The 17,902-nt window shown below is 64.9% G+C and carries 25 protein-coding genes; 11 read left to right on the top strand and 14 right to left on the bottom strand.

The features are described from left to right. Positions 1-60: 60 nt before the first annotated feature. On the top strand, positions 61-768 hold the full coding sequence (locus K410_RS0125230; protein WP_028137445.1) for a glutathione S-transferase: 708 nt from the start codon (positions 61-63) through the stop codon (positions 766-768). A gap of 132 nt (positions 769-900) precedes the next feature. Here the strand turns inward: K410_RS0125230 and K410_RS40545 are convergent, their stop codons facing one another. After that, a complete protein-coding gene (locus K410_RS40545) occupies positions 901-1,074 on the bottom strand; it encodes a hypothetical protein (RefSeq protein ID WP_196236045.1) in 174 nt (57 codons plus the stop codon). Positions 1,075-1,411: 337 nt separating this feature from the next. Beyond that, the gene (locus K410_RS0125220; protein ID WP_028137444.1) at positions 1,412-1,885 is read right to left on the bottom strand and encodes a hypothetical protein; all 474 of its coding nucleotides are present in this window, start codon (positions 1,883-1,885) and stop codon (positions 1,412-1,414) included. A 210-nt stretch (positions 1,886-2,095) separates the two neighbouring features. Between K410_RS0125220 and K410_RS0125215 the strand changes: the two genes are divergently transcribed. Then, complete coding sequence (locus tag K410_RS0125215; protein WP_028137443.1) at positions 2,096-3,751, top strand: fumarate hydratase; 1,656 nt, start codon at positions 2,096-2,098, stop codon at positions 3,749-3,751. 138 nt (positions 3,752-3,889) lie between these two features. On the opposite strand, the gene K410_RS0125210 is transcribed toward K410_RS0125215, so the two are convergent. The 5 genes from K410_RS0125210 to K410_RS0125190 all read right to left on the bottom strand — a co-directional run bounded on the left by K410_RS0125210 (position 3,890) and on the right by K410_RS0125190 (position 7,717). Then, positions 3,890-4,804, bottom strand: coding sequence for an SH3 domain-containing protein (locus K410_RS0125210; RefSeq protein WP_028137442.1), 915 nt, complete (start codon positions 4,802-4,804; stop codon positions 3,890-3,892). Between the two features lie 14 nt (positions 4,805-4,818). Next, entirely contained in the window at positions 4,819-5,115 is a 297-nt protein-coding gene (locus K410_RS0125205) for a hypothetical protein (protein ID WP_028137441.1), read from the bottom strand. A gap of 106 nt (positions 5,116-5,221) precedes the next feature. Beyond that, positions 5,222-5,776: an inner membrane-spanning protein YciB gene (locus tag K410_RS0125200; protein WP_028137440.1), complete on the bottom strand. Its 555-nt coding sequence runs from the start codon at positions 5,774-5,776 to the stop codon at positions 5,222-5,224. 206 nt (positions 5,777-5,982) lie between these two features. After that, entirely contained in the window at positions 5,983-6,246 is a 264-nt protein-coding gene (locus K410_RS0125195) for a hypothetical protein (RefSeq protein WP_028137439.1), read from the bottom strand. Positions 6,247-6,319: 73 nt separating this feature from the next. Next, on the bottom strand, positions 6,320-7,717 hold the full coding sequence (locus K410_RS0125190; protein WP_028137438.1) for a carotenoid oxygenase family protein: 1,398 nt from the start codon (positions 7,715-7,717) through the stop codon (positions 6,320-6,322). 106 nt (positions 7,718-7,823) lie between these two features. On the opposite strand from K410_RS0125190, the gene K410_RS0125185 reads away from it, so the two are divergent. Then, on the top strand, positions 7,824-8,555 hold the full coding sequence (locus K410_RS0125185) for a TetR/AcrR family transcriptional regulator (protein ID WP_028137437.1): 732 nt from the start codon (positions 7,824-7,826) through the stop codon (positions 8,553-8,555). Positions 8,556-8,760: 205 nt separating this feature from the next. Next, positions 8,761-9,234, top strand: a complete 474-nt coding sequence (locus K410_RS39790; protein WP_245269452.1) for a DUF6321 domain-containing protein — start codon at positions 8,761-8,763, stop codon at positions 9,232-9,234. Here K410_RS39790 and K410_RS0125175 read toward each other — a convergent pair. Then, entirely contained in the window at positions 9,231-9,836 is a 606-nt protein-coding gene (locus K410_RS0125175) for a hypothetical protein (RefSeq protein ID WP_028137435.1), read from the bottom strand. The two genes, K410_RS39790 and K410_RS0125175, sit on opposite strands and share 4 nt — an antisense overlap. A 164-nt stretch (positions 9,837-10,000) precedes the next feature. On the opposite strand from K410_RS0125175, the gene K410_RS0125170 reads away from it, so the two are divergent. Next, on the top strand, positions 10,001-10,564 hold the full coding sequence (locus K410_RS0125170) for an SET domain-containing protein (RefSeq protein WP_028137434.1): 564 nt from the start codon (positions 10,001-10,003) through the stop codon (positions 10,562-10,564). Between the two features lie 142 nt (positions 10,565-10,706). Here K410_RS0125170 and K410_RS0125165 read toward each other — a convergent pair whose 3' ends face one another. The 5 genes from K410_RS0125165 to K410_RS0125145 form a co-directional block, all read right to left on the bottom strand. Continuing rightward, entirely contained in the window at positions 10,707-11,105 is a 399-nt protein-coding gene (locus K410_RS0125165; protein WP_028137433.1) for a hypothetical protein, read from the bottom strand. Between the two features lie 32 nt (positions 11,106-11,137). Then, positions 11,138-11,368, bottom strand: a complete 231-nt coding sequence (locus K410_RS0125160; RefSeq protein WP_080672242.1) for a hypothetical protein — start codon at positions 11,366-11,368, stop codon at positions 11,138-11,140. Between the two features lie 139 nt (positions 11,369-11,507). Continuing rightward, a complete protein-coding gene (locus K410_RS0125155) occupies positions 11,508-12,587 on the bottom strand; it encodes a YeeE/YedE family protein (protein ID WP_028137431.1) in 1,080 nt (359 codons plus the stop codon). 71 nt (positions 12,588-12,658) lie between these two features. After that, the gene (locus K410_RS0125150) at positions 12,659-13,009 is read right to left on the bottom strand and encodes an ArsR/SmtB family transcription factor (protein WP_028137430.1); all 351 of its coding nucleotides are present in this window, start codon (positions 13,007-13,009) and stop codon (positions 12,659-12,661) included. 28 nt (positions 13,010-13,037) lie between these two features. Further along, on the bottom strand, positions 13,038-13,421 hold the full coding sequence (locus tag K410_RS0125145; protein ID WP_028137429.1) for a thioredoxin domain-containing protein: 384 nt from the start codon (positions 13,419-13,421) through the stop codon (positions 13,038-13,040). A gap of 87 nt (positions 13,422-13,508) precedes the next feature. On the opposite strand from K410_RS0125145, the gene K410_RS0125140 reads away from it, so the two are divergent. Further along, complete coding sequence (locus K410_RS0125140; protein WP_028137428.1) at positions 13,509-14,240, top strand: cytochrome c biogenesis CcdA family protein; 732 nt, start codon at positions 13,509-13,511, stop codon at positions 14,238-14,240. A gap of 11 nt (positions 14,241-14,251) precedes the next feature. Here the strand turns inward: K410_RS0125140 and K410_RS0125135 are convergent, their stop codons facing one another. Next, positions 14,252-14,974, bottom strand: coding sequence for a hypothetical protein (locus tag K410_RS0125135; protein WP_049820202.1), 723 nt, complete (start codon positions 14,972-14,974; stop codon positions 14,252-14,254). An 87-nt stretch (positions 14,975-15,061) separates the two neighbouring features. On the opposite strand from K410_RS0125135, the gene K410_RS0125130 reads away from it, so the two are divergent. From K410_RS0125130 to soxA, 5 genes are all read left to right on the top strand, one after another. Further along, the gene (locus K410_RS0125130; protein ID WP_155253586.1) at positions 15,062-15,643 is read left to right on the top strand and encodes a SoxW family protein; all 582 of its coding nucleotides are present in this window, start codon (positions 15,062-15,064) and stop codon (positions 15,641-15,643) included. 131 nt (positions 15,644-15,774) lie between these two features. Further along, positions 15,775-16,218, top strand: a complete 444-nt coding sequence (gene soxX / locus K410_RS0125125; protein WP_028137425.1) for a sulfur oxidation c-type cytochrome SoxX — start codon at positions 15,775-15,777, stop codon at positions 16,216-16,218. 18 nt (positions 16,219-16,236) lie between these two features. After that, positions 16,237-16,689 (top strand): thiosulfate oxidation carrier protein SoxY, encoded by a 453-nt coding sequence (gene soxY / locus K410_RS0125120; RefSeq protein WP_028137424.1) that lies wholly within the window; start codon positions 16,237-16,239, stop codon positions 16,687-16,689. An 18-nt stretch (positions 16,690-16,707) separates the two neighbouring features. After that, positions 16,708-17,034, top strand: coding sequence for a thiosulfate oxidation carrier complex protein SoxZ (gene soxZ / locus K410_RS0125115; RefSeq protein ID WP_028137423.1), 327 nt, complete (start codon positions 16,708-16,710; stop codon positions 17,032-17,034). A gap of 28 nt (positions 17,035-17,062) precedes the next feature. Continuing rightward, positions 17,063-17,884 (top strand): sulfur oxidation c-type cytochrome SoxA, encoded by an 822-nt coding sequence (gene soxA / locus K410_RS0125110; protein WP_028137422.1) that lies wholly within the window; start codon positions 17,063-17,065, stop codon positions 17,882-17,884. Positions 17,885-17,902: the final 18 nt, after the last annotated feature.

Genomic DNA, 17,902 nt, shown 5'->3' with positions numbered 1-17,902 from the left:
CGGAACCTGCGACGGCATGTTACATTAGTCCGCACGTGTTCACGTTCGCGGACCCCTCCCATGACATATGAACTCTATTACTGGCCCGAGATTCAGGGCCGCGGCGAATATGTGCGGCTGGCGCTGGAGGAGGCAGGCGCGGCTTACGTCGATGTCGCGCGCGGAGCGCGCGGGACGGCGGCGATGATGAAGATGATGGACGCGCGCAGGGGCACGCCGCCCTTTGCGCCGCCGTTCCTGAAGGCCGGCAAGCTCGTCATCGGCCAGACCGCCAACATCCTGCTCTATCTCGGCAGCCGCCACGGGCTTGCGCCGAAGACGGAGGCGGGAAAGCTCTGGGTGCACCAGCTCCAGCTCACCATCACCGACTTCGTGGTCGAGATTCACGACACCCATCATCCGCTCGGGCCCTCGCTCTATTACGAGGACCAGAAGCCGCCGGCGAAGAAGCGCACGGCCGCATTCTGGGACGAGCGGGTGCCGAAATATCTCGGCTATTTCGAGCAGCTGCTTGACGCGAATGGCGGCATCTATGTCACGGGCCGCCGGCTCACCTATGTCGATCTCTCGCTGTTCCAGATCGTCGCGGGGCTGCGCTATGGCTTTCCCAAGCGCATGAAGGCGTTCGAGACGGACGTGCCGGGCCTCGCCGGCCTGCACGATCGGATCGCCGCGCGGCCCAACATCAAGGCCTATCTCGCAAGCCCGCGCCGCATTCCCTTCAACGAGCAGGGCATCTTCCGCCGCTACAAGGAGCTGGACGGGTAAAGCGTTTTCACGCGAAGTGGATACCGGTTCGCGTCAAGAAAACGCGCGGTTTCCGCGCCGCTGGTGCGCGAAGGGTATATGGCCGCCTCAGGGCAGCGAACGCCGAGGGCAACAGCGCGGTGGCAAGCCTGATCAGGCCAGCTGATCGATCCGCGTGCCCTGACCCGGCGGCAGCGGCACGGGCGGCTGCGGCTTGTAGGTCGGGTCGGCGTCCCTGGTCTTGGTCTGATCGTCCTGCTGCTTGGTCGTGTCGTAGCTGGGAACCACGATCGCGATCGGCGGCGGTGCTACGGTAGAAACCTTCATCCGCAAATCCTCACATATGGAAACAATTCAGCCTGCGCTGTGAGGAGCGAAGATTCCTTCAAGGCGATCGTTAAAATGCGAGGGATTGCGCGGGGGAATGGGCTGCTCGCTTCATCGACGCTGGATGAGGGCGACGAAAAATCTCTCCCCGTCATTGCGAGGAGCTCTCGCGACGAAGCAATCCAGACTGTCTCCGCGGAGAAATTTCTGGATTGCTTCCGCCTTCGCCAAGGCTTTGGCGGACAAGTCGCTTCGCTCGCAATGACGGGGTCCGTGGTGAGCAGCGTCGCGCTACACCTGCACAATATTCGCAGCAAGCGCGAAGAAGAGCCGCCGCCTATTCGTCCTTGCCGCGCGTGATCGCGATCGACGCCTCCGTCTTGGTGCGGATGCATTCCATGTTGAGCCGGCGATAGCGCATGCTGACCTTGTCGCCGCGGAGCAGGCCCATGCGCTTCAGGCAACGTGTCGCGCCCGTCGTGGTGTCGTCCTTGGTCACGGTGAAGACGATCGCGGCCATCGATCCCACCAGCGTATAGAACTCCGGCTTGGGCTTGCGATCACCCTTGGCATAGAGCTCGATCGAATATTTGTCGCCGCGGCAGGCGACCGACAGCTCCTTGGCCGCCGGATGCGTCATGTAGACGACGTTTGCAGCACGAAAATTCACCTTCAGGCGGTCGACCTGGTTTGCCAGCTCCTTGGCGCTGTCATCGCAGCGGTCGGCCCGGGCCGGCGAGGTGAAGGTCACAAGGCCGGTGATGGCGGCGGCGACCAAGATCGCGCCGCGGACGTTCAGTTTCAATGTCATGATGAAAAGCCCCTTACGGCGCGCATTCAAGCGTCGGCGGACGCCAAGTGCAAGGGTGAGGTCTGGCCTTTCCACGTGCTGCGCCACGCCTTCTCAAGAGCGGGCGCCGCCCGCTCCCATGCGTCCCGGTCCCTTCCTTTTCCGTCCAAAATGGGCTTAGAACGCTTCTATGCGAGGGCCCGCGCGTGGCCCCAAACCCTGGATTCGCCCATGAACGCCCCGACCGCCTTCCCCGACCAGTCCAAGCCCGTTCCGCCCTACAAGCACACCCCCCTGTTCCCGCTGGGCAAGGACGAAACGCCCTACAGGAAGATTTCGTCCGAGGGTGTCAGGGTCGAGAAGGTCCTGGGCAAGGACATGCTGGTGGTGTCGCGCGAGGCGCTGCGGGCGCTGTCGGAGGCGGCTTTCGGCGACATCAACCATTACCTGCGCCCCGGCCATCTGAAGCAGCTCCGTGCCATCCTGGAGGACAATGAGGCCAGCCCCAACGACAAGTTCGTCGCGCTGGACTTCCTGAAGAATGCCAACATCGCGGCCGGCGGCGTGCTGCCGATGTGCCAGGACACCGGCACCGCCATCATCATGGGCAAGAAGGGCTGCAACGTCATCACCGACGGCGACGACGAGGCGGCACTGTCGGAAGGCGCGCGTGATGCGTATCTGCGCCGCAATCTGCGCTACTCGCAGGTCGCTCCGCTCTCGATGTATGAGGAGAAGAACACCGCCAACAACATGCCGGCGCAGTGCGAGATCTACGCCGAAGGCGATGACGCCTACAAGTTCATGTTCATGGCGAAGGGCGGCGGCTCCGCCAACAAGAGCTTCCTGTTCCAGGCAACGCCCTCGGTGCTGACCAAGGACCGGCTGCTCGCGTTCCTGAAGGAGAAGATCCTGACCCTCGGCACCGCTGCGTGCCCGCCTTATCACCTCGCCATCGTGATCGGCGGCACCTCGGCCGAGCTCTGCATGAAGACGGTGAAGCTCGCCTCCGCTCGCTATCTCGATGCGCTGCCGACGCACGGCTCGCCCGACGGCAATGCCTTCCGCGACGTCGAGATGGAGAAGGAAATCCACAAGATGACGCAGTCGCTCGGCGTCGGTGCGCAGTTCGGCGGAAAATATTTCTGCCACGACGTGCGCGTGATCCGCATGCCCCGTCATGGCGCCTCGCTGCCGATCGGCCTTGGCGTGTCCTGCTCGGCCGACCGCCAGGTGCTCGGCAAGATCACCAAGGACGGCGTGTATCTCGAGGAGCTCGAGCATAACCCGGCGCAGTACCTGCCCCAGATCGAGCAGTCGCTCGGCGGCGAGGTCGTCAAGATCGACCTCAACCAGCCCATGAAGGACATTCTGGCGACGTTCTCGAAGTACCCGATCAAGACCCGGGTCTCGATGACGGGCACCATGATCGTCGCGCGCGACAGCGCCCATGCCAAGCTGCGCGAGCGGCTGGAGAAGGGCGAGCCGTTGCCGGACTACTTCAAGAACCATCCGGTCTATTACGCCGGCCCCGCCAAGACGCCCGACGGCTACGCCTCCGGTGCGTTCGGTCCGACCACCGCGGGGCGCATGGATTCCTTCGTCGACCAGTTCCAGGCCGCCGGCGGCTCGATGGTGATGGTCGCCAAGGGCAACCGCGCACCGGCCGTGCGGGAAGCCTGCAAGAAATATGGCGGCTTCTATCTCGGCTCGATCGGCGGCGCCGCGGCCAATCTCGCCGAACACTGCATCAAGAAGGTCGAGGTGCTCGAATATCCCGAGCTCGGCATGGAAGCGATCTGGCGCATCGAAGTCGTCGACTTCCCCGCCTTCATCATCATCGACGACAAGGGCAACGACTTCTTCAAGGAGTTGAACCTGGGCTGAGGGACGTTCCCCGGACGCAGCGCAGCATGAAATGCTGCGCTGCTGATCCGGGGTCCATCGTAGAGGCATGGGTCCCGCTCTGCAGAGCAGCGTTGCACGCTGCACCGCGTCTGGGACACGCGAGCGAACGCTATCTCACTAGCTGCAATTCGTGACCTGGTTGGAGCACAGCGCGCGCCACCAGCCGCGCACGCCGTCGTGGCTCTCGACCAGTCCCCAGAAGCCGCTGCAGGCGAGGAGGCGCCTGGGTCCGCCGTCGCCGTCGATCGGGCCGCCGAGTTCGCGCTGCGCCGGCATCCATTGAGCGTCGACAAAGGGGGCCTGGAACAGGCCGCCCGCGCGCGTGTCGCCATTGGCGTAGTTCGCGCCGACCTTGTTGGAAGCAACCCAGCCGCGCCCGGCATAGGGCTTTGGCGCGCTGCGCGGATATCGCTTCTCGTCCTCGTAGTCCTTGCCGGGCGGCCTTGCGCCTTCGATCAGAAACCAGCCGTTCTTGAAGCCGATGATGCGGAATTCGGTGAGCCAGCCGCCGTCGGGCGTGTTCTCGGCGCCGCCCAGTTTGAGCCGGTAGGGAGGCGGCAGCGTGCCGAGCACGCGCGCCGTCGTTGACGGCTCGGCGCGCACGTTGAGCCCGTGTGGATCCTTGTCGATGGACCAGGCGCCGAGACTGCAGGGCTCGGTGCGATCGGGAAGCGTCGCGCGCTTTCCGGCAAGCTCTGCGTGCAGCTTGGCGAAGTCGCTGTCATCGCTATCGGGATCGCTGCGCGGCTTGATCTCGGCTGACAAGGCGCGTGTCGCATCCGGTGTCAGCGCGACGACGAGGGTCTGGCGTGCGGCGAACACGCTGGCCGGTGCCTTCGGATCATTCGAGGTTGCCGGATAGACCGCGAGATAGCCGGTCGAGCCTTCGGTGCGATACGCAATGCCGGCAACGTAGCCGGCGGGCACCATGGCGAGCGCGCTTGCGCGCCACGCCGGCCCGGTGTCGTCCGCGCGCGCCGCTTGCGTCGCGACGGACAGGATCGCCGCCGCGATGAGACGGAGCACGCGCATGATGGTGCGCGGCCTTACGCGCGTGAGCCCGTGAACGGGAAGCTGCCCATCGGGCCGATGCCCATCTCGCCGCTCATGCCGTCGCCGGAGACGGTGCCGGTGAATTCGAGCGTAAGCGGCATCGGCTTGTCGATCGAGACCTTCCAGGAGACATTGTCGCCGGAGACGGTGCCGTCGAAAATCTCGGCGGTATTACCTTCCGCGCCCTGCGTGCCCGTGAGCGTGCCGCCGGCGGCCTTCAGGCTCAGCGTCGCCTGGCGCTCGCCCATCGGCGTCGTCATGGTCAGATTCCAGTTGCCGTCTACGGCCATTCCCGTCTCCCGAACAAATTCGGCCGACCGCGACGATCCGCGGCCAGTCCCGGAGCCGAGCCTATAGCCCAACTCGCAGCCCCTGCCTAACCCTCGAATAGGGCATTTAGGCGCGGGCGGCGGCGCGCCGGCGGCTGGTAACGATCAGCCGCAGAACGAAGTACTGCACGGCAAAGGCCAGGATCTTGGCGCCGCCTGCGACCACCATGAGATAGAACGCCCACAGCTTCAGGTCGCCGGTGGCGGCGACCACGATCATGCCGGCGCCGATCACGAACATCAGCACCGCCCAGGCATAGCCCGCAACGGTGACATATTCCGGAACGGTCTCGACGACCATCGGCGGCATGTAGCGCAGCATCCAGCCGCGCTTGAGCATGATCGCGCCGATGGCGAAATGTGCGATCGAGGGTTTTGCCAGCATGAAGCGCGGATCGTTGGTCAGTAGCGTGATACCGCCCAGCACGACGACCAGCGCGAGGCTTGCGTAGGTCATGTAGTGGAGCGGTTGTCCCTTGAGCCGCGCATAGATCACCTGCGCGATCGCGCCGGCAATCGCCACCGCCGTTGCGAGGATCACGTTGTCTGTGACGAGATAGACGGCCAGGAAGATGATGACGGAGAGGAGGTCGGAGGCGAGGCGGGCGAATACGTCCTTCATCGTCATTCCTGTTCAGCGGCGCGGGCAAGGCGCGGACCGGCGCACCCTACTTGATCCGGCGATACCCAGCATATCACTTTGTGAGGTCAGGCGCGCTGTTGCGAGATGGCGCAGGGGCCCCCTAAACCGACCGGAACGCCCGGATCGGGACCCGGCAGCGCGAAATTCGGAACCGCAATAACCAGGGCGGCGCGGTCAACCATCTCTTACAATGTCAAGGCGACGTAGGCGACCTCCAGAAAATGAAGCGCTGCAACGAGCTGGTCGGTCATCTCGTCGACCAATCCTGTCCAGGGCAGGGGCGGCAACATCGGGAGTGTGGCGGCGAGGAGAAGGCCGGCAGCGAGCAGGATGCCGCCTTCGAAGAACGTGAGGCTTCGCCGGCGTAGCCGGATCGCCAGGAATGCAAGTGCGGCGCCCGCCGGGGCGAGGACAGCGACGGATTGCGCGGCGATCGGGAGCATGTGCATCGGGCCTCCTTGATGACGCAATATCCACGGGGATTCCGGGCTCGCGACTGCGTTGCGCCGGCATTGACGAGGGCTACGCCGCCCCGACCCAATTGCCGTGGAAGCCATCGGGCACGCGGTGGCCGAGCTGCACCAGCGCGACGGGACCCGCCTCGACGTCGGTGGCGTTGAACACCGCGAGGTCGCTGCGATTCTCTCGCGCCCGCCAGACTACCGCGAGCAGCCAGCCATCGCCCTCGGCCGCATCCTTCGCGCGCTCGACGAACACGGGCTCGGAGATGGTGTCGCCGGCCGGCAGCAGGTATTGGCCGAGCCGTCTGCCGTTGCCGTCGACGTGGACGATGCCGGAGAGCGCGCCGAACATCGGCAGTTTCGGATTGGCGCAGGCGTACCAGCCGTGACGGCTCTTCAGTCCGGCGCGGCGGTCGTCGATGCGTGGGAATTCGCCAGTGAGATCGTCCAGATAGGTCTGCTGGAAGCGGTCGGTATTGCCCGAGAGGTCGAACGTCCAACGGCAGTGCCGGGCGCGCGACTTCTCCGGATCGGTCGGCCGGCCGTCGGGATGCGGAAACAGCGGCGCTTCCTCGAACTGCATGACATCCGCGACGATGCGATTGTCGTCCTCCCACGCATTCATGACGTGGAAGACGTAGCAGGCTTCGGCACGGAACCAGACGATGTCCTTTGCCGTGCCGCTGCGCTTCATCACGCCGACATAGGCGCCCTTGTCCGGCTCCCAGGCGTAAGGCGGCCGCCCGCTCATGGCGCGCTCCATGCTGCCGGTGATGGGCAGGATCGGAAACAGCACATGGTTCGCGGTGACGATGAAGTCGTGCACCATGCTGGCATAGGGCGCCTCGAACCTCTCGAAACGCGTCGCCTTGCCGGAGGCATCGATCGAGCCGTAGGAGAGGGCAGGGGTCAACGGACCGGCGGCGTTGTAGCCGAAGAACACCAGCTCGCCGGTGACGGGATCGATCTTCGGGTGCGCCGTAAAGCTGCCGGCGACGCGGCCTTGATAGTTGTGATAGCCGCGCGTCGCCAGCGTGCCCGGCTCGATCTCGGTCGGCAGATGCGCCTCTTCCAGCGCGAGCAGCTTGCCGGCGTGGAAGATGATGTTGGTGTTGGCGACGCCGCCGTCGGTGAGATCGGCCGGGGCATCCGGCAGCTTGCGGCCGAAGCCGCCGAACAAGGCGCGGCCGGCGTCGTGCTCGGCAAGCCATTTCGGCGTGCGGACCCAGCGGTTGCGATAGCTGGCGCGTCCGTTCTCGAGGTGGAAGGCGTGCAGCATGCCGTCGCCGACGAACCAGTGCGCGCCGGGGGATTCGAACTGCGGATTGGGACCGTTGCGATAGAGCGTGCCGTTCAGATCGCGCGGCAATTCGCCGATGATCTTGAGGAAGGGCGCATCGGCCTCGAACGGGATCGGTGCGATATTGTTGCGGCGCTCGGCGGTGGCGTCGTTCTGCACGGCATATCCCTCCCCATCTTTACATCGTAAAGATCAGATAGCGCCGATCACCACTCCGGTCAAGCGAAATCTTTACACTGTCAATATTGCGTCATATAGCTTGCGAATGGCCAAGACCGACACCAAGAGCGAAACCACGCGAGGCCCGCGTGCCCCCGGCAGAACGACGTCGACCGCGGCATCGCGCACCTCGCGCCGCGCGACGAGCGCGAAGGCCGAGACGCCATACCATCACGGCGCCTTGCGCGAGGCGCTGCTCCAGGCCGCCGAACGGGTGCTGGAACGCGACGGGCTTGCGGGCCTCACATTGCGCGCGGTGGCACGCGAGGCCGGCGTTTCGCATGCCGCCCCTACCCATCATTTCGGCGATCTCACCGGCCTCCTCAGCGAGCTCGCCGCCGTCGGCTTCCGCCAGTTCAACGCCGCAATGGCCGCGTCCTATAATGCCGCCACCACGCCGCTCGAGGCCGCGCTGGCGCAGCCGAAGGCCTATGTCGCCTATGCGCAGGCTCATCCCGGCATGTACGGCATCATGTTCCGCTCCGAGCGGCTGGATTATTCCAGGCCCTCGCTGCACGAGGCCGCCGAAGCCTCCTTTGCCGGGCTCGCGAATGCCATCGGCGCGATGCGGCAGGAGCAGATCAGCGGCGACGCGCTGACGCTGAACCAGGGCGCCGCCATCGCACGCGCCTGGTCGATGGTGCACGGCTTCACCATGCTGCTGCTCGACGGCCGGCTCGAGGATATCCTCGAGCGGCTCCCCAAGGGGACCACGGCCGAGCGGCTGCTCGAGGCGATGCTGACCGCGCCCATCACGAGCAAACCGCCCGGACACTGATCCATCAAGGATCAACGCAACCCTTGCCGTGATCAGGCGTTGACGCCGCATGGCAAGAACAGCACGCGCTCCCTGGAAACGCGCCAATCCCCGCAAACGGACAGGGAAGGCTTCCAAGCATCTCAGCCCCGCGCAGAAATCGGCGGCGAAAGCGCGCGCCCGCCGTGCCAGCCGCCGCTATCCCAACCTCGTGGACAACATGCGCATGGCAGCAAAGAAGACCTCTAGGAAGAAAGCCTCGAAGAAAGCTTCGAAATCGAAATCGTCGAAAGCAAAGAAGACGTCCGCGAGGAAGACCCGCAAACGCACCGCGAAGAAGGCCAAGTCTCGCAACCGCAGCGCATCCGCGCGCGAGAAGGATCCGCGCGGCGGCCTGACCGCGGCGGGTCGCAAGGCGATCGCGCGCAAGCAGGGCGCCGATTTGCGGCCCGGCGTCACCAAGAAAGAGTCGGAGATGACGCCGCAGGAGATGCGGCGGAAAGGAAGCTGGGCCGTGCGCTTCTATGGCCGCGCCAAGCTGCCGCCGCTGGTCGATGCAAAGGGGCGGCCGACCCGCCACGCGCTGTCGGCGCATGCCTGGGGCGAGCCGGTTCCGAAAACGGTCGCGGCGGCGCGGCGCATCGCTGCGAAAGGAGAGCGGCTGCTGGCGCGCTATCGGCGAGCCAAGTCGGGAGACTAGCGCATCGTTGCCAGTTCGACGGCGCGGCCGCGCGTGCCGACGATCTTCACCTCGTCCTTGCCGCAAGTGAAGCCGCGGGCGAAATCGTCCGCGGCCTTGCGCGCAAGCTCGTTGGCGGTGGGATTGGCGATCGCATCGACATAGGCGACGTGGCAGACCGGGCCGGGCGGCAGCCGGGTCACGACCAGCATGGCTTTGGTGTTGGGCCGTCCCTGCTTGTCGGGATCGCCGTTGTCGGCGATGTGCCAGCGCTGGATGATCGCGAACGGCTTTGCGCCCACGGCACGCCACTCTATCGTGGTCTCCGACGAATTGAACGGCGCGAACCAGACCTTGGCCGCCGGTTCCTCGGCCGCTTGCTTGCGATTGCGGCCGACCGAGACGATTTCGCGAAGATCGTCCTCGGCAACCAGCACCACGAGGCCGTTCCTGCCCGGACATGCCCTCGTGGTGCTGCCGTCGAGTTCGCTGGCCCTCCCGACCTGGCGGCAATCCTTTGGCGCCGTCGAAGTGTAGGTGCTGCTCACGGATTGGGCGTCGGCGCTGGTCAGGCCGACGCAGATCGTCAAGGCCGCGAGGCCAATGCGGGTGATATGGTTCATCATGGGGTTCTTGATGGTACGGGAACTTCGTCCGATCTGACGTCTTGATTGTGGGCAAGGTTCAAACAGGCGTGGGATATACCTGACAGCGCCGCGGAATCGTTCTAGAAGAACGGCTTCGCTTGGGCTTCTCCCGCCTCGTTCGCGTCCTCATTCTCTCGATCATGCCAGCCATCTCGAACAAACCTTATCGTGTCGGCCGCTCCAAGACCGGGCTCGGCCTCTTCGCCACCAAGCCGATCAAGAAGGGCACCCGGATCATCCGCTATTTCGGACCGATCCTGGATTCGCGGATCCCAGCGCACGACGAGATCGAGAACAAGTATCTGTTCGAGCTCAACGGACGCTGGACCATCGACGGCTCGGTGCGCAAGAATCTCGCCCGCTATATCAACCATTCCTGCCGGCCCAACGCCGAATCCGACGTCCGGCCGCGCGAGCGCAAGGTGTTCATCCGCGCCATCAAGAACATCGAGCCGGGCGACGAGATCAACTACGATTACGGCACTGACTACTTCAAAGCCTATCTGAAGCCGATCGGCTGCAAGTGCGATTCCTGCGAGAAGAAGCGCAAGAAGCTGCGCGCGGAGGCGCGGGCCGAACGTGCCAAGGTGAAGGCGCGGGCCGACCGCAAGGCGCAGAAGGCAGGCGCGAAGGGCCTCAAGAACAAGGCCGCCAAGAGGAAGCTCAACGGTCACGCCGTCGGCAAGGCCCGCGCGCGGGTCTAGCCTGCGCTTCCAGCTCCGCTGTCATGCTACGAAGCAGCGCATCGTCAGGGGTCATTCCGGGGCGATGCGCAGCATCGAGCCCGGAATCTCGAGATTCCGGGTCTGGTGCTCGCGCACCAGCCCGGAATGACGGTGACTGGCCTCACGCCGCCGCCACACTCTCGCTCCTGCGCAATCCCACATATTGCAGCTCGGCGAACACGCCGGTCGCGATCGCCTGCGCCACGACCATGAGCTCGCCGGCGAGGTTCGGCGACACCGCGCCGGAGAGCAGCAGGGCGATGCTGCCGACGGTCCAGGCCGCGTTGCCGACCACGACCAGCAGCACCAGCGCCTTCGCCACCGCGGCGCGCGAAGCGAGCCAGCCGACCAGGGCGGTGTAGGCGATCAGGAACAGGCCGGTCTCGCGCAGCAGCGCTTCGGGCAGGTTGAACAGCGCAGCGAACGTGCTGGCGCCGAAGGTGAAGCCGAGGGCGGCGACGCCGCTGAAGACGGCATCGGCGAGCAGGGCGCGGCGGAGGAAGGTGGATGCAACGATCATGGTAGGTCTCCTTGCTTGGGGTGGGGTGGAGCTCACTGCCGTCCGCGCCACCAGGCGCGGAGCAGGCGGGCGAGACGGTAGGGGCAGAGGCTTCTGCCGACGCCGTGCTCGAAGGCGATGACCTGTGCGACCACGTAATCGCCGGTCGAATGCACCAGCGGCTCGGGCACGTTGAGGCTGCGTGCCAGCATGCGGGTCGCGAGCGCCATGGCCCAGGGAACGAGGTGGTCTGCGATGGTCCGGTAGAGCAGCAGCGCGATCATGGTCATCTCCTGTTGCAACAGAAGATGCGCCGGCCCGCGGGCCAATTCGATTACCTCAGGGGTAAGGCAGGGCGCTATTCAGGGCACTGTGGGACGTTCGACGCAGCTCGCAATTCGCGAGAAATCGCGGTGGTCCTGGCTATGTCGAGGCGCCGAACAGCCGCCGCAATGCCGGCAGCCACTCGCCGGTCATCGTGAACTCGAGCCCGAGTCGGGCTCCGCAGGCGATCGCCAGCAGGGTGATCGGCGCCGAGACGGCGAGGGTCGAGAACGCGGTCAACCCTTGCCCGATCGTGCATCCCATCGACATGACGCCCCCGATGCCCATCAGGAGCGCGCCGGTCATGTGACGCTTCAATTCGCGGGCGTCATCGCAGGCCTCCCAACGGAAGCCGCGCGCGAGCATCGCTGCGGCGAATGAGCCTGCCACCACGCCTGCGACGGAGCCTATGCCAAAATTCAGACGCGCCCCGGAGAAGGTCGCGATGTAGAGGATGGTGTCGCCGAGCGGCGCGACGAAGCTGAGCGAGGAGACGCGGACGGGATCGAACTCGTCATCGGCGAGCCAGCCGGTCGCGAACCAGCCGAATGCGATCGCGGCGCCGACGGCAAGGCCGGAGGCCAGCAGTCGGGGCGATCGCAGCAGCCTGCCGTCGGCGAGAGCCCAGACGGCGAGGGCCGTGGCGATCGACACGACGAGCAGCGCGCGCATCGCGCCTCCGGCGCCGAGAAGCGAGGTCAGCGTCTGATCGCTGCCTGCGGAGAGCCGCACAGACAACGGCTCGATCAGCATCACGCGCAGCATGCCCGTGATCCCGCGCATGGTTGCGAGCGCCGAGAGGCCGAGCACGAGAAAGACCACGATGGCGCGCAGATCTCCGCCGCCGACGCGGACCAACGTGCCGAAGCCGCAGGTGCCGACCAGCGCCATGCCGATGCCGAACATCAGCCCGCCCAGAATCGCACCGCCAAGCCCGATCGACGGTGTCACGTAGATCGATCGCGACAGATCGACGATGCCGAACTCGGCCAGCGCCTGGGTCGCCAACAGCGCCACGGCCGCAGCCAGCGCAAAGGATTTCAGCCGGCGCAAATCCGACCCGAAGAACGCATCCTCGAGCATCGCCAGAGTGCAAAATCGTCCCGCGCGACCCGCAACACCGAGCATGGCGCCGGCTGCAAGCCCGCATGCAAACGCTATGGTCGACGGGTTCAGCATTCCTCCCGGAGATGTTTGTTGTCCTTCCGGGCAGATTGCGCCCGAAGGTTGCGGAAAGCCAGAGCGGATAATTACCGGCGCCGCCGGCGCACCGGCTCGCAGAACACGTCGTAGACGGCGGTCAGTATCTTGCGGACGTCCTCGCTGGCGAGGCTGTAATAGATGGTCTTGCCGTCGCGCCGGGTGGTGACCAGACGGTCGAGCCTCAGCCGCGCGAGCTGCTGGGATACCGTCGATTGCCGCTCGCCGAGGAATTGCTCGAGCTCGGTCACCGACTTCTCGCCCTCGGCGAGGATGCAGAGCAGCAGCAGGCGGGATTCATGCGACAGCGCCTTGAGCATGTCGCTCGCCTCGCGCGCCTTCTCGATCATCTGCTCGAGTTCGGCGGATCCCTCGATCTCCTTCAGCTTTGGCAACGGCATCGCATCAAGTTCCTCATGGCATTTCGGGTCACGACCTGCCCGGCATCGATCCCGAACCCGTCAGGATGCGGCTCAGCAGGCCGAAGAAGAAGGTATCCCCCGGATAGCCGCGAATGCGGCCGATCTCCCGGCCCTCTTTTACCACGACGAAGGTCGGCGTGAAGGCACCCGGATCGATTCCGGAGAGATCGGCGGGCAGGGGGCGGCCGAGATCGACGCGGCGCAGCGGCGCGGCCTGGCTTTCCTCGGTCTTGCCGTAGATCGGCGCGATCTCGGAATCAAAGCGCGCGCACCAGACGCAGCCGGCCCGCTCGAACATGACCAACTCGGCCGCGCGGGACCCCGTCGCCGGCAGGGCAAGCGTGATCGCGGCCAGGAGCAATGCCAGGAGAAATGCGACGTGCCGGCTCATCCCGCGTCATGACCTCCCGACTTCGGGCCTCTGGACTTCCTTGCATCTTTATATCATTAAATTCGCATATGTAATAGGTGGGAGGCAATGACCTTGGATGTCACGCTTGGGGCGGCCTTTGTCGCTGGCCTGTTGTCGTTTCTGTCACCCTGCATCCTGCCGCTGGTCCCGCCGTTCCTGTGCTACATGGCCGGTGTCTCGGTCTCGGATCTCTCCGATGGGCAGCCGGCATTGCGGCCGCGCATCCTGGTCTCTGCATTGGCGTTCGTGGCCGGCTTCTCCCTGGTCTTCGTGGCGCTGGGTTCGACCGCCTCGATTGCGGGGCGCTTCATCTCCGCCCATATCTCGACGCTCGGCATCGTCGCGGGCGCCCTGATCGTCTTGATGGGGCTGCACTTTCTCGGTGTGCTCAGGATTCCGCTGCTGTATCGCAGCGCGACGCTGCAGGTCGAGAACCGGCCTGCCGGTGTTGCGGGCGCCTTCGTCATGGGTCTGGCGTTCGCGTTCGGCTGGACACCCTGTGCAGGTCCCATCCTCGCGGCCGTCCTGTTCATGGCGGGGTCCGAGGACACCACTGCGAGGGGGGCTCTGCTGCTGCTGTCCTATTCGGCAGGGACCGGCATTCCCTTCCTGATCGCTGCCGCTTTCACCGGTCGCTTCGTCGCCGCGCTCGGCCGTGCCCGCCGGCACCTGGCTCTGGTGGAGAAGACGATGGGCGCCTTTCTGGTTGCGACCGGATTGATGTTCCTGACCGGCTTGATGCCAGCCGTCTCGGAATGGCTGCTGCAGCATTTCCCTGCATTGACCAGCATCGGCTGACCATCACGGTTTCAGCCGAAGCGGAAATCGAGCAGCTGCGCGTAAGACTGCAGCTCGATCAGGTAGCGATGGACGAGCGGCCCGTCTCCAGCCATCGCCGCATGGGAGATCTCGGTGCTGCTGGCGATCGCGCCGTCGATCAGCCGACGGAACTCGCTTGTTTCAGCAACGTCCGCCTGGGCCCAATCGTTGCAGCGTTGCAGACGGTCGCCCAACGCGCTTGCGCTGGCGATGGTATCCTCGGCCCGTGCCGGGACAGGGTGCTCGCCATAGTGCGTGGCCGCAACGCGCAGTCTCTCCATCGCGGGTGCGATCTCGAAGACGCAATCGGCGAGATCGTAGAGGCCGGATCGACGCCTGAGGTCGTGGAACGACCGGCGGAGCAGGAGCAGCTCTCGTCCGGCGGCGACAACGTCCCCGCCATCGAGCGCGCGCGTGACCGCACCAAGCTGCTCGCCGCCGCGGCCGAGAAATTCCGACAGTGCGGCAGGCGTATGGGTGGGGCTGGGAGGGGGCGCATTCGTCGCGAGCAGCTTCCAGGCCGCTGTGGCCTCTTCGACTTCCATCTGCGCCAGCGCGATGTTTCCGGTCCGCGCATAGCTCGCGGCGCTGCGCAGATTGGCCCTGATCGGCTGCATCGCCGCTGCGAAATCCTTCGCAGGGGCGCCCTCGGCGCCAAGCGCAAGCGCTCCGGAGGCCAGCCACGTCAACAGCACGATGATGATGCAGCGCAAGATGGGAAACCCTTGTTACATTCGAGTATTCGAATATTATAATAGAGCTGCTTCGACCCGCAATGTTGTCCAAGGTTGAAATTCCCGATGCATCTTTTCAGGCCGACGCGGCGAGATCTTCTGGCACTGGCTCCGGCCGCCGCGATTGCCGCAAGCTGCCGCGCGGCGGTGGCCGAACCCGCGCTCGGAGATGACGGGCTCTATCACGAGCCCTGGTTCCTGCAGAGCTTTCTCGATCTGCGCGAGGATCTCGACAGCTCCGCGGCCAACGGCAAGCGCCTCGCCATCATGTGGGAGCTGCGGGGCTGTCCCTATTGCCGCGAAACGCATCTGGTGAATTTCGCCGATGCCGGCATTGCGAGCTATATCCGCGAGAATTTCGAGGTTCTCCAGCTCAATCTGATCGGATCCCGCAAGGTGACGGATTTCGACCGTCAGGAGCTGTCCGAGAAGGACCTTGCCCAGAAATACGCGATCAGGTTCACCCCGACGTTCCAGTTCTTTCCGCCTTCGTCCAGCGGCATCGAAAAGCGGGAGCCGATGGCGCGAGAAGTCGCGCGGGCGCCCGGCTATCTGAAGCCGCCGCATTTTCTCGCGATGTTTCGTTTCGTGCGGGATCGCGCTTACGAGCGCGGCTCGTTCAAGGACTTCCTCGCCACCGGCGGCTAGTTCGCCGCCGCGCGCAAATATGTCTTGACGCCGTTAAAGACATGATCATATCATAATAAATGAATGTGATGGATCGTTGGATTCGTCATGAACGAGGCGGGCGTCACCTCGCCATCCCTGGGGTAGGAAACATGCGGCGCTCGCTTGCAGCTGCGTTTGCTTGGTGTCTCACGATCGGAAGCGCCTGTGCGCAGGAGTCGATCAAGCTCGACGTCGTCGATGATTCTCTGCCGAAATCACTGACCGGCGCGCCCGGAGACGCCGCCGCCGGCAAGAAGGTGTTCCTGACACGCACGCTCGGCAATTGCCTGGCCTGCCATCAGGTCACCAGCCTGAAATCTCAGGAATTCCATGGCGAGTTCGGTCCGTCCCTCGACGGTGTCGCCGGCCGCTACAGCGAGGCGCAATTGCGCCTCATCATCGCCGACCCCAAGCGCATCTTCACCGGCACGGTCATGCCCGCGTTCTTCAAGAACGATGGGCTCAGCCGGGTGCGCCCGGAATTCGTCGGCAAGCCCATTCTGACGGCCGGGCAGGTCGAGGACGTCATCGCTTTTCTCAAGACGCTGAACTGACGGCGAGGAGGATCAGGAATGAAAGCCATCAATCGACGGCAGGCATTTGCACTCGGGGGCGGCTTCGTCATGCTGACCCTGATGCCCATGGCAGCCGATGCCGAGGTCTCGAACGACGCGGCGAAGTGGATCGAGAAGTTCACCGGCGGCAAGCAGCCGGCCAAGGGCAAGATTTCGCTCGATCTGCCGGAAATCGCGGAGAACGGCAACACCGTGCCGCTGTCGATCAACATCGACAGCCCGATGACCGCGGAATCTTACGTCAAGGACGTTCTGATCATCGCGGACGGCAACCCGAATGCGGGCGTGGCGACGCTGTCCTTCACGCCGCTGTCGGGCAAGGCGGAAGCCTCGATCCGGATCCGGCTCGCCTCCACGCAGAACGTGGTTGCGATCGCGAAGATGAGCGACGGTTCGCTGTTCACGGAGCAGAAGACCGTCAAGGTCACCATCGGCGGCTGCGGCGGCTAACGGCTTAGGAGAAGACAGATGGCAGAAAAACCGCGCATCAAGCTTCCGAAGGAAGCCGCCAAGGGCGAGGTCATCCAGATCAAGACCCTGGTTTCGCACGTGATGGAATCGGGCCAGCGCAAGGATGCGCAGGGCAAGCCCATTCCGCGCAAGATCATCAACAAGTTCGCCTGCGAGTTCAACGGCAAGCCGGTGTTCGGCTGCGCGCTGGAGCCGGCGATCTCGGCCAACCCCTACATCCAGTTCGACGCCAGGATCGACGAGGCCGGCACGTTCAAGTTCTCCTGGGCGGACGACGACGGCACGGTGATCACGGCCGAAGAGAAGATCGCGCTCAAGGCATGATGCGCATCGCGCATTGAGGGAGGCTCGAATGGCGCCACGATACACAGGGTTGGCCGTTGCGATCGTGGCCGCCGCATCGGTTGCGACGCTCGCATCCGCGGAGGAGGCCGAGCGCAAGGGCATCGCGGCGCCGCCCGGCCACGTCTTCAAGACCATCATCTCCGGCTACGAGTTCCGCAGCAAGGAGACCCGTGCGCTGCAGGACGACGATCTGGAAAATCCGGGATTCCTCGCCGTGGAGCGCGCGGCGGAGGCCTGGAAGAAGGTCGAGGGCAGCGAGGGCAAGTCGTGCATGAGCTGCCACGGCGAGGCCGCGACCAGCATGAAGGGCGTCGGCGCCGCCATGCCGAAATGGGACGACAAGCTCAAGAAGCCGGTCAATCTCGAGCAACGCATCAACATCTGCCGCAGCGAGCAGATGAAGGCGGAGCCCTGGAAATTCAAATCCCGGGAGCTGACCGACATGACCGCCTTCGTGCGCTACCAGTCGCACGGCATGAAGGTCGCGGTGAAGACCGACGGGCCGATGTCGCCCTGGTTCGAGCGCGGCAAGCAGATCTATTACACGCGCTACGGCCAGCTCGATCTGGCCTGCGAGTCCTGCCACGAGCGCAACAACGGCAAGTTCATGCGCGCCGATTTCCTGAGCCAGGGCCAGACCAACGGCTTTCCGACCTATCGGCTGCGCGACCAGCGCCTGGTGCCGCTTCATGAGCGTTTCGAAGGCTGCATGTTCGACGTCCGCGCCGAGCCGTTCAAGCCGCTCTCGGACGAGTTCCTCGCGCTCGAGCTCTATGTGGCCTGGCGCGGCATCGGATTGCCGGTCGAGACGCCGTCGGTGCGCAACTGAAACGATGAGTTTGCAGGA

This window comes from Bradyrhizobium sp. 22, assembly GCF_000482425.1.
GTDB lineage: Bacteria > Pseudomonadota > Alphaproteobacteria > Rhizobiales > Xanthobacteraceae > Bradyrhizobium > Bradyrhizobium japonicum_B.
The sequence above is the reverse complement of the archived record's forward strand: the minus strand, read 5'-3'. Positions and strand labels throughout refer to the sequence as shown.